This is a genomic window from Pseudomonas sp. GL93 (genome assembly GCF_003408955.1).
Classification (GTDB): domain Bacteria; phylum Pseudomonadota; class Gammaproteobacteria; order Pseudomonadales; family Pseudomonadaceae; genus Aquipseudomonas; species Aquipseudomonas paracarnis.
On record NZ_NKRF01000099.1, the window covers coordinates 1 to 13,102 of the forward strand.

The following is a 13,102-nucleotide window of genomic DNA, read 5'->3' on the forward strand; positions in this document are numbered from 1 at the left end:
CTCGTAAGCGGGAGGCGAATTCTACAGCGTTACACGCTGCTGTCAACACCTCTTTTTCAACTTCCTTTTGGCTTCGATGAACTGAAGCAACTTGCTGCCAGAAACTTCGCAACTCATTGTTTACCAAGGAGTTTTCCGTTTCGACTGCGCCGGAAGTGGGGCGAATTATAGACAGATATAATTCGCCGTCAACTCTTAATTTTGCTTTTCTATCAATAAGTTAGCTTCGGTTAAAAAACAACCAACTCCCCACTGCGCCTCTATATAGAAGGAAAAGCTCAAATAACACCCGCCTCCTTCAACGCAGCCACATGAGCAGCTCCCAGCCCCAGAACCCCCTGCAGCACCTCAAGCGTATGCTCCCCCAATAGAGGAGGCGCACTCCGGTACTCCACAGGCGTCTTGGATAGGCGTATCGGGCTCGCAACCTGAGGCACCACGCCCGCCAATGCGTGAGGTAACTCAACCGCCAAGCCACGCGCAATGACCTGAGGATCAGAAAACACCTGCGCCAGATCATTGATCGGCCCACACGGCACGCCCACTCGCTCCAGCTGCGACACCCACTCAGCGGTCGTCTTGAAGACCGTCGCCTGGCGAATCAAGGGAATCAGCTCCGCGCGATTAGCCACCCGCGCGCGATTGGTGGCGAAACGCACGTCATCCGCCCATTGTGGCTGCCCAGCGACTTCAGCGAATTTACGGAACTGCCCGTCATTGCCTACGGTGAGAATGAAATCTCCATCGGCAGTGGGGAAATCCTGATAGGGCACAATATTAGGGTGAGCGTTCCCCAAGCGCTTCGGCGGCGTCCCGGTGGTCAGGTAATTCATCGCCTGATTCGCCAGGCAAGCCACCTGCACATCCAGCAACGCCATGTCGATATGTTGCCCACCGCCATCGTGATCGCGATGCGCTAGCGCAGCCAGGATCGCCACGGTCGAATAAAGCCCGGTCAAGATATCGGTCAAGGCTACGCCAACCTTTACCGGCCCAGCGCCGTCATCCCCTTCAGGCCGCCCGGTCAGGCTCATGAGCCCGCCCAACCCCTGGATCATGAAATCGTACCCCGCGCGCATCGCATAGGGGCCCGTCTGACCAAACCCCGTGATGGAGCAGTAAATCAGCTCGGGGTTAACCTCTTTGAGGGATTCATAGTCCAGCCCATACGCCGCAAGACCACCCACCTTGAAGTTTTCTATGAGGATGTCCGACTTGGCAGCCAGGTCGCGCACCAGCTTCTGGCCTTCTGGTCGCGTAAAGTCGATGGTCACCGACTCTTTATTACGGTTGGCCGACAGATAATATGCTGCCTCACTGGTGTTCTCGCCATCCGCATCCTTAAGGAAGGGTGGCCCCCAAGCGCGCGTGTCATCGCCGCTGCCCGGCCTTTCGACCTTGATCACCTCGGCCCCAAGGTCTGCAAGAATCTGCCCGGACCAAGGGCCCGCGAGTACTCGCGACAAATCCAGCACTCGCAGATGCGAAAGCGCGCCCATGCCCATGCTCCTATTAATAGAACGCTTGAAGACCGGTTTGCGCGCGCCCCAGGATCAAGGCATGCACGTCATGGGTCCCTTCATAGGTGTTGACCACTTCCAGGTTCACCAGGTGGCGCGCCACCCCGAATTCGTCGGAGATGCCGTTGCCGCCGAGCATGTCTCGGGCCATGCGCGCGATGTCCAATGACTTGCCACACGAGTTACGCTTCATGATCGAAGTGATCTCAACCGCCGCCGTACCCTCATCCTTCATCCGCCCCAGGCGCAGGCAACCTTGCAGGGCCAAGGTAATCTCGGTCTGCATGTCGGCCAGCTTCTTCTGGATCAGTTGAGTAGCAGCCAACGGGCGACCAAACTGCTGGCGATCGAGCGTGTACTGGCGCGCGGTATGCCAGCAAAACTCAGCAGCCCCCAGCGCCCCCCAGGAAATCCCGTACCGTGCCGAGTTGAGGCAGGTAAACGGACCTTTCAAGCCACGGACATCCGGGAAGATATTTTCTTCCGGCACAAATACGTTATCCATAACGATTTCACCGGTGATGGAGGCCCGCAGACCCACCTTGCCGTGGATAGCCGGAGCGCTCAGACCTTTCCAGCCTTTTTCCAGGACAAAGCCACGGATGTCCCCAGCATCGTCTTTGCCCCACACCACAAACACATCCGCAATCGGACTGTTGGTAATCCACATCTTCGCGCCGGTCAGGCTGTAGCCGCCATCCACTTTGCGTGCACGAGTAATCATCGCACCTGGGTCGGAACCATGGTTGGGCTCGGTCAGCCCGAAGCAACCGATCCATTCACCAGAGGCCAGTTTGGGCAAGTACTTCTGTTTTTGCGCCTCGGTACCAAACTCATTGATCGGCACCATGACGAGGGAAGACTGCACACTCATCATCGAGCGATAGCCGGAGTCGACACGCTCGACCTCCCGAGCAATCAAACCGTAGCTGACGTAGTTCAAGCCACTACCACCGTACTGCTCGGGGATCATCGCCCCCAGCAAACCGGTCTCGCCCATCTCGCGGAAAATAGCAGGGTCTGTCTTTTCGTGGCGAAAGGCTTCGAGCACGCGGGGAGCCAGCTTGTCCTGAGCAAATTGCTCGGCGCTGTCACGCACCATGCGCTCTTCTTCGGTGAGCTGTTGATCCAGCAGCAGTGGATCGATCCAGTTGAAGCTTGCCTTGCCAGCCATGAATAAGTCCTCGCGGAAAAAATCAGAAGTCGTGGACCCAGACTAGGCGCGGTCAGCGCAGAGGGCAAACGAGGAATTCGCATAGGCTTGTGCTAATTTCTCACTTCGTAACACTCAAAAAGCCCATAAATGCGCTTTATCTGTGAGGACAACGTACATGCGCAGAAAAATTCCCAGTACCACCGCCCTTATCAGCTTTGAGGCAGCAGCCCGCCACGAGAGCTTCACCAAGGCAGCACTGGAGCTTTCCATCACCCAAGGCGCGATTTGCCGACAGATCGCCAGCCTGGAAGAGTTTTTGAGTGTCGAGCTGTTTCGCCGCTCACGCCGCGGAGTGAAGCTGTCGGAGGCGGGGCTGTCTTATAGCCGTAGGGTTGCAATGCAGCTGGACGCCGTGGAGCGCGACACCTTGTCGGTGATGGGCCAGCAAGGCGCCAATGTGATCGAACTGGCGGTGGTGCCCACCTTCGGCACGCAGTGGCTGATCCCACGCCTGAAAGACTTTCAACATCAGCACCCGGAAGTCACGGTGAACCTGACGAACCGCACACGCCCCTTCCTGTTCGCCGATACCGAGTTCGATGCGGCTATCTACTTCGGAGATGCCGATTGGTCGGGTACGCAATCCCACAGGTTAATGGGCGAAAACCCAGTACCGGTATGCAGCCCGCGCTTACTCGGCGACCGCACGCACTTCACCCCTCAACAGATCGCCGAGCTGCCCCTGCTGCAGCAGACCACACGCCCCTACGCCTGGCGCCAATGGTTCAACGCCCAACAACTGAACATCCCTCGCGACATGACAGGCCCTCGATACGAGCTATTCTCGATGCTGTCCCAGGCGGCCATGCATGACATGGGCATCGCACTGATTCCTCCCTTCCTCATACAGCGGGAGCTGAAGGAGCAACAACTGGTAATCGCCAGCACCGAAGCACTGACTAGCGAAAAGGCTTATTACCTGATGATTCCTGACAAAAAGGTCGAATCCGCCTCTCTGCATGCATTCAGGGACTGGCTGCTCGATCAGTCAAGACGCTACGACCCATGTAAATAAAGGACAAAGCGAAATTACTGACTTTGTAGTCAGATAAATCCAGAGCCTACAGATGTACGTATATGTCGCATTTAAACAGACTGTACTTATCAGCCAAAAATAAGGCTAAAAGCCATGTATCTCATGGCTCGCAGCGACTCTTACCGGCCAATGCACGACTATTCACACTGGCAATGGAAAAACGGACCGAAAACGCCTGAACGCCTTTAAAGACCTGTATTTAAAGAGGTTATTTCAGCTTGTTGCGACAATCAGTCACAGGGTGACTTGTAGTTAATTTTTCGTCACCCGTCATAATCCCTTGATGGCCGTAAAGTTCGCCTGCAAAATGCCGCGCCCCGCTGTCATTTCAGCGGGATCGTGCTGATCGGCCGCCCCAGTTGCGCCACTCGCGGTGCACTGGCCTTTTTACAAAAAGATCAAAAGCAAAAAGATCATGCAGGAGATTTGACGTGCACATTGGTGTTCCTCTCGAAACCCAGACCGGTGAAACGCGGGTGGCTGCCACCCCGGAAACCATCAAGAAGCTGATCGGCCAGGGCCATAAGGTCACTGTACAAAGCGGCGCAGGCATCAATGCCAGCATCGTCGACAGTGCCTATGAAACGGCAGGCGCCACCATTGGCAGTGCCAACGACGCGTTTGGCGCCGAGCTGATTCTCAAAGTGGTTGCCCCCAGCGACAGCGAACTTGCGCTGATCAAAAGTGGCACCGTGTTGGTGGGCATGCTCAATCCGTTCAGCAACGAAACCATCGCCAAGCTCGCCGAGCGCGGCATCACCGCCTTCGCCCTGGAAGCCGCGCCGCGCACTTCACGCGCTCAAAGCCTTGATGTGCTGTCTTCGCAAGCCAACATCGCCGGTTACAAGGCCGTGTTGCTGGCCGCTCATCACTACCCGCGCTTCATGCCGATGCTGATGACTGCTGCCGGCACTGTAAAAGCCGCGCGCGTGCTGGTCCTCGGCGCCGGTGTGGCAGGCCTGCAAGCCATCGCCACGGCCAAGCGCCTGGGCGCGGTGATCGAAGCGTCCGACGTACGCCCGGCGGTAAAGGAGCAGATCGAATCCCTGGGCGCCAAGTTTGTCGACGTCCCCTACGAAACCGATGAAGAGCGTGAATGCGCCGTCGGTGTCGGTGGCTACGCACGCCCGATGCCCACCAGTTGGATGCAACGCCAGGCCCTGGCCGTGCACGAACGCGCCAAACAGGCCGATATCGTCATCACCACCGCCCTGATCCCGGGCCGCAAGGCTCCGACCCTGCTCAGCGCCGATACCGTGGCGCAGATGAAACCCGGCTCGGTGGTCATCGACCTCGCTGCAGCCCAAGGTGGCAACTGCCCGCTGACCGTGGCCGACCAGGTAGTGGTGGAAAACGGCGTGATCATCTGCGGCCCGACCAACCTGGCGGGTGCTGTCGCCGCCGACGCCTCGGCCTTGTATGCGCGCAACCTGCTGGACTTCCTGAAGCTGGTCTTCACCAAGGAAGGGCAGTTTGAAATCAACCTCGAAGACGACATCGTCGCCGCGTGCCTGGTGTGCCGCGACGGCCAAGTCATCCGCAAAAACGCCTAAGCAGGGATTCAGACGATGGAAGAGCTTATCTCCCCCGGTATCTACAACCTGATCATCTTTGTGCTGGCGATTTATGTCGGTTATCACGTGGTCTGGAACGTAACACCCGCATTGCACACGCCGCTGATGGCCGTGACCAACGCCATCTCCGCGATTGTCATCGTCGGCGCCATGCTAGCTGCCGCGCTGACCGTTACCCCGCTGGGCAAGACTATGGGCACACTGGCCGTGGCCCTGGCGGCGGTGAATGTCTTCGGCGGCTTCCTGGTCACCCGCAGGATGCTTGAGATGTTCAAGAAGAAAGCCCCGAAAGTAAAAGAAGAGGCGCCCAAGTAATGAGCATGAATCTCGTGACGACGCTCTACCTGATCGCGTCGATCTGTTTCATCCAGGCCCTCAAAGGCCTCTCGCACCCGACCACTTCGCGGCGCGGCAACCTGTTCGGCATGCTCGGCATGGCGCTGGCGGTACTCACCACCGTCGGCCTCATCTATAAGCTGGGGGCTGAACTGGCGACTGCCGGTATCGGCTACGTCATCGTTGGCCTACTGGTTGGCGGTACCGCCGGCTCGATCATGGCCAAGCGTGTTGAAATGACCAAGATGCCAGAGCTGGTCGCGTTCATGCACAGCATGATCGGCCTGGCAGCGGTGTTCATCGCCATTGCCGCCGTGGTCGAGCCGCAGTCCCTGGGCATCGTCAAGCACTTGGGCGATTCGATACCGGCCGGTAATCGCCTGGAACTGTTCCTCGGTGCCGCTATCGGTGCAATCACCTTCTCCGGCTCGGTGATCGCATTCGGCAAGCTGTCGGGCAAGTACAAGTTCCGCCTGTTCCAGGGCGCACCGGTACAGTTCGGCGGCCAACACAAACTGAATCTGGTGCTCGGCCTCGCAACCCTGGGCCTGGGCCTGGCGTTCATGTTTACCGGCAACCTCACTGCGTTCGCGCTGATGCTGGCCTTGGCCTTTGTACTGGGTGTGCTGATCATCATCCCGATTGGCGGCGCCGACATGCCCGTGGTGGTGTCGATGCTCAACAGCTATTCCGGCTGGGCAGCGGCGGGCATCGGTTTCTCGCTGAACAACTCGATGCTGATCATCGCTGGTTCCCTGGTGGGCTCCAGCGGCGCGATCCTGTCGTACATCATGTGCAAGGCGATGAACCGCTCCTTCTTTAATGTGCTGTTGGGCGGTTTCGGCAATGCGCCGGATGCTGGCGCCGCGGCGGGCTCCAAAGAAGCACGCCCGGTGAAGTCCGGCTCCGCGGATGACGCCACCTTCCTACTGACCAACGCGGATACCGTGATTATCGTCCCAGGCTACGGCCTTGCGGTCGCGCGGGCACAACACGCGCTCAAGGAGCTGACCGAGAAGCTGACCCACCGCGGCGTCACCGTGAAGTACGCGATCCACCCGGTGGCGGGCCGTATGCCGGGGCACATGAACGTATTGCTGGCCGAGGCCGAAGGGCCCTACGACCGGGGGTTCGGGATGGAAGACATCAACTCCGAGTTCGGCCAGGCCGACGTGGTGCTGGTGCTGGGCGCGAACGACGTGGTCAACCCGGCCGCCAAGAACGACCCGAACTCCCCCATCGCCGGCATGCCGATTCTCGAGGCGTTCAAGGCCAAGACCATCATCGTCAACAAGCGCTCGATGGCCAGCGGCTACGCCGGCCTGGATAACGAGTTGTTCTACCTGGACAAGACCATGATGGTCTTCGGTGATGCCAAAAAGGTCATCGAAGACATGGTCAAAGCCGTCGAATAACACTGCGCCAGCGCAATACCCGAAACCCTGGCCTCACGTAGGCTGGGGTTTTTTTATGGTTCCCGCGCTCTGCGTGGGAACGCATCCAGGGATGCTCTGCGTCCCGCTTTACACACACATGAAACCCGACCAAAGGCTCTAAATCGCGACCTGGCATTCGACCATGGTAGCGGGCCGAAACTTTTTGAAATCACTACACTGCCCACCTTGCTTTCCGTAGCCAGAGATAACAATTCATGTACCGTGATCGTATCCGCTTGCCTTCGTTGTTGAACAAGGTCATGAGCGCGGCAGACGCCGCTGCACTGATCGAGGACGGCATGACCGTCGGCATGAGCGGCTTCACCCGTGCCGGTGAAGCCAAGGCCGTCCCCCACGCCCTGGCCGAACGCGCCAAGACTTCGCCGCTCAAAATCACGCTGATGACCGGCGCGAGCCTGGGCAATGACCTGGACAAGCAGTTGACCGAAGCCGGCGTACTGTCACGACGCATGCCCTTTCAAGTCGACAGCACCCTGCGCAAGGCGATCAATGCCGGCGAGGTGATGTTTATCGACCAGCACCTGTCGGAAACCGTCGAGCAACTGCGCAACAATCAGCTCAAATTGCCCGACATCGCCGTGATCGAAGCCGTCGCGATCACTGAGCAAGGGCATATCGTGCCCACCACCTCCGTAGGCAACTCGGCCAGCTTCGCGATTTTTGCCAAACAGGTGATCGTCGAGATCAACCTGGCGCACAACCCGAACCTGGAAGGGCTGCACGACATCTACATCCCGACCTACCGGCCGACGCGCACGCCGATCCCGCTGGTGAAAGTCGACGACCGCATTGGCAGCACCGCGATTCCGATCCCACCCGAGAAAATCGTCGCCATCGTCATCACCAACCAGGCGGACTCCGCCTCCACGGTAACGCCGCCTGACAGCGACACCCAAGGCATCGCCAATCACCTGATCAACTTCCTCAAGCAAGAAGTCGATGCCGGGCGCATGACCAACAAGCTCGGCCCGCTGCAAGCCGGCATCGGTAATATTGCCAACGCGGTGATGTGCGGGCTGATCGAATCGCCGTTCGAAGACCTGACCATGTACTCGGAAGTGTTGCAGGATTCGACCTTTGACCTGATCGATGCCGGCAAGCTGAGCTTTGCCTCCGGCAGTTCGATTACCTTGTCGGAGCGGCGTAATGCCGATGTGTTCGGCAACCTGGAGCACTACAAAGACAAATTGGTGCTGCGCCCGCAGGAAATTTCCAACCACCCTGAAGTGGTACGTCGCCTGGGCATCATCGGTATCAATACCGCGCTGGAATTCGATATCTACGGCAACGTCAACTCCACCCACGTCTGCGGTACGCGGATGATGAACGGCATCGGTGGCTCCGGCGATTTTGCACGCAATGCGCACCTGGCGATCTTCGTTACCAAGTCCATTGCCAAGGGCGGCGCAATTTCCAGCGTGGTACCGATGGTCAGCCATGTGGACCACACCGAACATGACGTGGACATTCTCGTCACCGAAGTAGGCCTTGCCGATCTGCGGGGCCTGGCGCCACGGGAGCGCGCCCGGGTCATCATCGATAACTGCGTGCACCCAGCCTATCGCGATGCGCTCAACACGTACTTCGATGCTGCCTGCGCCATCGGCGGGCATACCCCGCACATCCTGCGCGAAGCACTGAGTTGGCACATCAACCTGGAAGAAACCGGGCACATGCTCAACGCTTGATGGATACAGATCCGGGCTGATGCAAATACAGTTTCATCAGCTCGGTGAACTCACCCGCACTTCTGGAAAAAACTGTACTGCTGTACCGGTCATTTCCTACCGAAATATCCCACGCCTCAGCTTAAAAACGCCTATTTCGCACCTTTTAAGTGCGCACAGGTACAGTTGCCCCAATTTCGTACCGTACAGCCCTCTTAAACAGTTAACTGGCCTCTCACAATACAGGTGAACTGTATCTAGAGAGTCTTGCGCTGGAGGAGGATCATTGGCATCAGTTAAACCACTACCTAATCCCGCCACAAGCGGAAGGATGTCATCATGGAACGTACACTCAGTTCCGAACTGTTCTTCGAAGAAAAAGCTGTAAACCCCCCGGCTTCCCTGCCTTTGCGCGTTCTCGCCAACCTGATGTTGTGGCAGCGCCGCATCTCCAGCCGCCACCAACTGGCCCGCCTGGATTCGCGTCTGCTGGCTGACGCCGGTATCAGCGAAGCTCACCGCTACGAAGAGCTGAGCAAGCCGTTCTGGCGCTAAGTGGCGCCCGCTGGCCCTGACCTAACGGGTCCACTGCCAGCACCCTGATTTGTCAAAGCAAAGCCCGCCCCGGGTAACCGGAGGCGGGCTTTGTTGTATCTGTGATTGCGCATTGAAATGCGCTCAATCCAAGCACACAGGCACAGTTTAAAATTATTAAAATATGACAGGTACAGTTTAATTGCAGGCTTCCGAATAGCCCGGCACACGCCTAATATCCGTTCACCATGTGGCGAACCCTGTAGAGCGTGCGTCTGATGCTCGACAGTCCCAGTCCGTTTCATTGTGGCCGTTTCGCGCCACCTTATTATTCGTCTACAGGAGTTACCCCATGTCCCGTCTTCGCCTGCTGTGCACTGCCGCTGTGCTGACCCTGGCTGCCAATGCCAACGCGAGCAGCTTGATCATGACGACCGACTCGATCGTCGGCGCTCTGAAGGCAACTTCCGATGCCACGTCTGATGCCACCTCATCCCTGCGCGACAACAAGGTCGTACAAGCGGCCCGTGACGACGCCGCCAGCTTTGTCGCCAGCGAAGGCGCCATCCGTGGCGTGAAACTGGAAAGCGCCCTGGCCCAGATCCGCCAACAAGCGCCGCAATTGAATACCGCTACCGATGCACAGCTGGCACAGGCCATCCTGGCTATCTGATCCACGGCAACCAGACGGGAGCGCCCGCCGCTCCCGCATGGCTCGACGCTGGCTCTCGCCCGGCCGTTGCGCTAGCCTTGGCGCTCGCTTTCAGTTGTCGAGTCCCATGGCTTTTTCATACCGTTTATTGAGTGTTCCTGTTCTGTGTTGCGCCTGCTGGTCACCCATGGCTTCAGCGTTGGATGTGTCCACCCAGAGCACTGTTGTCAGCGTGTATGCCACCAGCAAAGTGACCTCTGCGCCGTTCGACAATAAGTTGGTCATGGCCGCTCGGGATGATGCTGCCGCTTTCGTTGCCACTGACGGCCAATGGCGGGGCGCACGCCTGGAGTCCGCGCTGGATTATCTGCGTCGCACCCAGCCAAAACTTCATGCAAGCGACCTTGAACTGGCGCAAGCAATTCTCGTCCAATAATCATCGTTGTATTTCTATCTTTGTCATTGGAGTCACCCCATGCGTAGCCCGCTGATCGTCGCCGCCCTCGGCCTGCTGTTTTTGGCCGATGTCGCCCAGGCGCAAACCTTGAAGGCCACCAGCAACATCGTCGTGCGTGCCTCGGCGCGCACCATTGATTTCACCTCGGACACCACCACCTCCATCCGCGACTCCAAGATCGTGCGCGAAGCCCACGATGACGCCGCCAGTTTCGTCGCAACGAATGGCAAGATCCGTGGCGCCCAGCTGGAAGCCGCGTTCGATACCCTTCGCACCCGCGTGCCTGAAGCCCGTGATGCCAGCGACCAGACCCTCGCCGAAGCTATCCTCGCTCTGTGAGGCGCATCAAACCCTGGCTCCTGGCCGGGGCCGTGCTGCTGTGTGCAAGTACAGCCCAGGCCAGCCTGCAACTGCGGCTCAAGACCGAAGGTTTGAGCCCAGCCGAACAGCAGGCCAGCCAGGCATTGCTCGATGAAGCGCTGCGCTCCTTGCCACCGCGCTTTGTCGAGCAATTGGACCGACGTATCGATGTCGGCTGGACCGACAAGATGCCTGAAAACGCCTATGGCCAGGCATCCCTGGTGTCCGAGCTGGACCTCAACCAGAACCTGCTCGCCAGCCTGACTGACGGCCGCGCCGCCACCCAGAAAACCAATCGCCCCCACGGTACCGTGCGCCGGGAAATGCTCGCCACCGTGCTGCATGAACTGACCCACATCTATGACCGTGCGCGCCTGTGGTCCAAGGACGAGCGCACGCTGATCCAACGCTGCAGCCGTCAGAACAGCATCACCGGCTTGATCGGCTTGCCCGACCAGTGCCGTGGCCAGAACGACCGCCGCTTTACCCTCAGTGACGACCCGCGCCTGCTGGATCTCGCCGGCTGGCCACAATATGTCGGTCGCCGCGGCGAGCGTGAGCAGCACAACCATCAGGTGGTGCGCAGCCCGGACATCTACGAAACCACCAGCCCGCTGGAGTTCGTAGCGGTCAACATGGAGTACTTCCTCCTGGACCCCAGCTATGCCTGTCGCCGCCCCGCGCTGTTCCGTTATTACAAGGATCACTTCGGCTGGGCCCCGCCCGAGCAGGACACCTGCGCCAGTACCTATGCCTTCCTGAACGCGGGCAACGATTTCGCCAAAACGCCCCTGGGCCAGATCGATCCGGAGCGCGTGTATGAAATCGACTATCTGCTGGCCGAAGCCAACCAGAACCTGGTGAGCCGTTGGGGCCATAGCATGTTGCGCCTGGTGATTTGTGCCCCGGGCCGCCCGCGTGGCCCGGATTGCCGGCTAGATCTGGACCGGCACCTGGTCTTGTCTTACCGCGCCTTCGTCGGTGACGTACAGCTGTCGAGCTGGGATGGCCTGGTGGGCAAATACCCGTCGCGGCTGTTCGTACTGCCGCTGGCCCAGGTCATTGATGAGTACACCAAGACCGAACTGCGTGGCCTGGCATCGGTGCCGCTGAAGCTCAGCCGCCAGGAAATCAACGACACCGTCGAACATGCGGCGCAGATGCACTGGAGCTATGACGGCAACTACTTCTTTATCTCCAACAATTGTGCGGTCGAAAGCCTGAAACTGTTGCGCAGCGGCAGCGCCAACCCGCAATTGACTGGCCTGGACAACATCACCCCCAACGGTTTGCTGGAAGTGCTCAGCGCCCGCGGCCTGGCCGATACCAGCGTATTGAATGACAAGCGCGAGGCACTGCGGCTGGGGTATCACTTCGACTCGTTCCGCGAGCGCTACCAAGCCATGTTCGATGTGTTGCGCAAGCAACTGCCGATCAAGCAGACCCAGGTCGAAGACTGGTTGTCCCTGGATGCGCAAGCGCGTCGCCAATGGTTCAGCCAGGCCGACCTGCGTACCAGCGCCGCGCTGTTGCTGCTGGAGCAGGCCAGCTATCGCAAACAACTGATGCTCGCCCAGGATGAGGTCAAACAACGCTATCTCAATGCCCGCGAGCTGAAATACGGCGGCATGGAGAAAGCCAACAACACGCTGCAGCAAATTCTCGCCAACAGTGGCTTTCTGAGTCGCCCGGCCGAGTTGCTGGACAGTGGGGGTTATGGCCTGCCGCAACCTTCGGAAGCCAAGCGCCTGGAGTCGGAGAGCGCCGAACGCCAGAAGCAGTTGCAGTCGTTGACCGGCGAGCTGGATAAGGAGGTGAGGGCGCTGCTCGACCCATCCCGCGCAGCCGAGATTGCCGCCTGTGAAGCCAACCTCAAGCAGGTGGGTGAGCATTTGCGAGCCTTGCACAAAGCCGCCGGCGGCCTGGAGCTACCCTGATAGTCTGGCAGCGACCATTCCCAAATGTGGGAGCTGGCTTGCCTGCGATGACGGTGTCAAAGCCATAAGAGATGTTGGCTGACACACCGCTATCGCAGGCAAGCCAGCTCCCACAGTTTTATCTGCATAAACCCCAAGCCCGCGTGTCAGCTGTTTTCTCAGCGAAAGCTGGCTGAAAGCTTCCCCGTCTAGGATCGCCTCCACTGCCGGCAACAGACCGGCTGTTAACAACAACAATGGTGATTCCCGATGTCCGCTCGTACCCGCCTGTTCGCTCCAACTCCACCCGTACGCCTCGTGCCTTTCGTTCTGCGCTGACCGCCACTCGGTCCGCCATTCCCTAGCCGCGCTACGCC

At 58.9% G+C, this 13,102-nt stretch carries 12 protein-coding genes; 10 read left to right on the forward strand and 2 right to left on the reverse strand.

The features are described 5' to 3' along the window. Positions 1-278 precede the first annotated feature (278 nt). Both CER19_RS22990 and CER19_RS22995 read right to left on the reverse strand, forming a co-directional pair. Positions 279-1,499 (reverse strand): CaiB/BaiF CoA-transferase family protein, encoded by a 1,221-nt coding sequence (locus tag CER19_RS22990; RefSeq protein WP_116668108.1) that lies wholly within the window; start codon positions 1,497-1,499, stop codon positions 279-281. A 13-nt stretch (positions 1,500-1,512) separates the two neighbouring features. Next, positions 1,513-2,694 carry an acyl-CoA dehydrogenase gene (locus CER19_RS22995; protein ID WP_003187423.1) on the reverse strand — a complete coding sequence of 394 codons (1,182 nt, stop codon included), beginning with the start codon at positions 2,692-2,694 and terminating at the stop codon, positions 1,513-1,515. 157 nt (positions 2,695-2,851) lie between these two features. Between CER19_RS22995 and CER19_RS23000 the strand changes: the two genes are divergently transcribed. From CER19_RS23000 to CER19_RS23045, 10 genes are all read left to right on the forward strand, one after another. Further along, a complete protein-coding gene (locus CER19_RS23000; protein ID WP_165861665.1) occupies positions 2,852-3,751 on the forward strand; it encodes a LysR family transcriptional regulator in 900 nt (299 codons plus the stop codon). 452 nt (positions 3,752-4,203) lie between these two features. Then, on the forward strand, positions 4,204-5,325 hold the full coding sequence (locus CER19_RS23005; RefSeq protein ID WP_116668110.1) for a Re/Si-specific NAD(P)(+) transhydrogenase subunit alpha: 1,122 nt from the start codon (positions 4,204-4,206) through the stop codon (positions 5,323-5,325). Positions 5,326-5,340: 15 nt separating this feature from the next. Further along, on the forward strand, positions 5,341-5,661 hold the full coding sequence (locus CER19_RS23010) for an NAD(P) transhydrogenase subunit alpha (RefSeq protein ID WP_003187417.1): 321 nt from the start codon (positions 5,341-5,343) through the stop codon (positions 5,659-5,661). Further along, on the forward strand, positions 5,661-7,097 hold the full coding sequence (locus tag CER19_RS23015) for an NAD(P)(+) transhydrogenase (Re/Si-specific) subunit beta (protein WP_116668111.1): 1,437 nt from the start codon (positions 5,661-5,663) through the stop codon (positions 7,095-7,097). Before CER19_RS23010 ends, CER19_RS23015 begins: the two co-directional genes overlap by 1 nt. A 236-nt stretch (positions 7,098-7,333) precedes the next feature. Then, on the forward strand, positions 7,334-8,827 hold the full coding sequence (locus tag CER19_RS23020; RefSeq protein WP_116668112.1) for an acetyl-CoA hydrolase/transferase family protein: 1,494 nt from the start codon (positions 7,334-7,336) through the stop codon (positions 8,825-8,827). 318 nt (positions 8,828-9,145) lie between these two features. After that, on the forward strand, positions 9,146-9,361 hold the full coding sequence (locus CER19_RS23025; RefSeq protein ID WP_116668113.1) for a DUF1127 domain-containing protein: 216 nt from the start codon (positions 9,146-9,148) through the stop codon (positions 9,359-9,361). 331 nt (positions 9,362-9,692) lie between these two features. Continuing rightward, positions 9,693-10,013 (forward strand): DUF2388 domain-containing protein, encoded by a 321-nt coding sequence (locus CER19_RS23030; protein ID WP_034136006.1) that lies wholly within the window; start codon positions 9,693-9,695, stop codon positions 10,011-10,013. 106 nt (positions 10,014-10,119) lie between these two features. Beyond that, positions 10,120-10,428, forward strand: a complete 309-nt coding sequence (locus CER19_RS23035) for a DUF2388 domain-containing protein (RefSeq protein WP_116668114.1) — start codon at positions 10,120-10,122, stop codon at positions 10,426-10,428. 39 nt (positions 10,429-10,467) lie between these two features. Continuing rightward, positions 10,468-10,788 (forward strand): DUF2388 domain-containing protein, encoded by a 321-nt coding sequence (locus tag CER19_RS23040; protein WP_116668115.1) that lies wholly within the window; start codon positions 10,468-10,470, stop codon positions 10,786-10,788. After that, positions 10,785-12,746, forward strand: coding sequence for a DUF4105 domain-containing protein (locus CER19_RS23045; protein ID WP_116668116.1), 1,962 nt, complete (start codon positions 10,785-10,787; stop codon positions 12,744-12,746). Before CER19_RS23040 ends, CER19_RS23045 begins: the two co-directional genes overlap by 4 nt. The last annotated feature ends 356 nt before the right edge of the window (positions 12,747-13,102 follow it).

Coding starts and splice junctions, on each gene's coding strand:
- CER19_RS23035 (WP_116668114.1), top strand. CDS start 10,120: ATGGCTTTTTCATACCGTTTATTGAGTGTTCCTGTTCTGTGTTGCGCC.
- CER19_RS23040 (WP_116668115.1), top strand. CDS start 10,468: ATGCGTAGCCCGCTGATCGTCGCCGCCCTCGGCCTGCTGTTTTTGGCC.
- CER19_RS23015 (WP_116668111.1), top strand. CDS start 5,661: ATGAGCATGAATCTCGTGACGACGCTCTACCTGATCGCGTCGATCTGT.
- CER19_RS23025 (WP_116668113.1), top strand. CDS start 9,146: ATGGAACGTACACTCAGTTCCGAACTGTTCTTCGAAGAAAAAGCTGTA.
- CER19_RS23000 (WP_165861665.1), top strand. CDS start 2,852: ATGCGCAGAAAAATTCCCAGTACCACCGCCCTTATCAGCTTTGAGGCA.
- CER19_RS22990 (WP_116668108.1), bottom strand. CDS start 1,499: ATGGGCGCGCTTTCGCATCTGCGAGTGCTGGATTTGTCGCGAGTACTC.
- CER19_RS23030 (WP_034136006.1), top strand. CDS start 9,693: ATGTCCCGTCTTCGCCTGCTGTGCACTGCCGCTGTGCTGACCCTGGCT.
- CER19_RS23010 (WP_003187417.1), top strand. CDS start 5,341: ATGGAAGAGCTTATCTCCCCCGGTATCTACAACCTGATCATCTTTGTG.
- CER19_RS22995 (WP_003187423.1), bottom strand. CDS start 2,694: ATGGCTGGCAAGGCAAGCTTCAACTGGATCGATCCACTGCTGCTGGAT.
- CER19_RS23020 (WP_116668112.1), top strand. CDS start 7,334: ATGTACCGTGATCGTATCCGCTTGCCTTCGTTGTTGAACAAGGTCATG.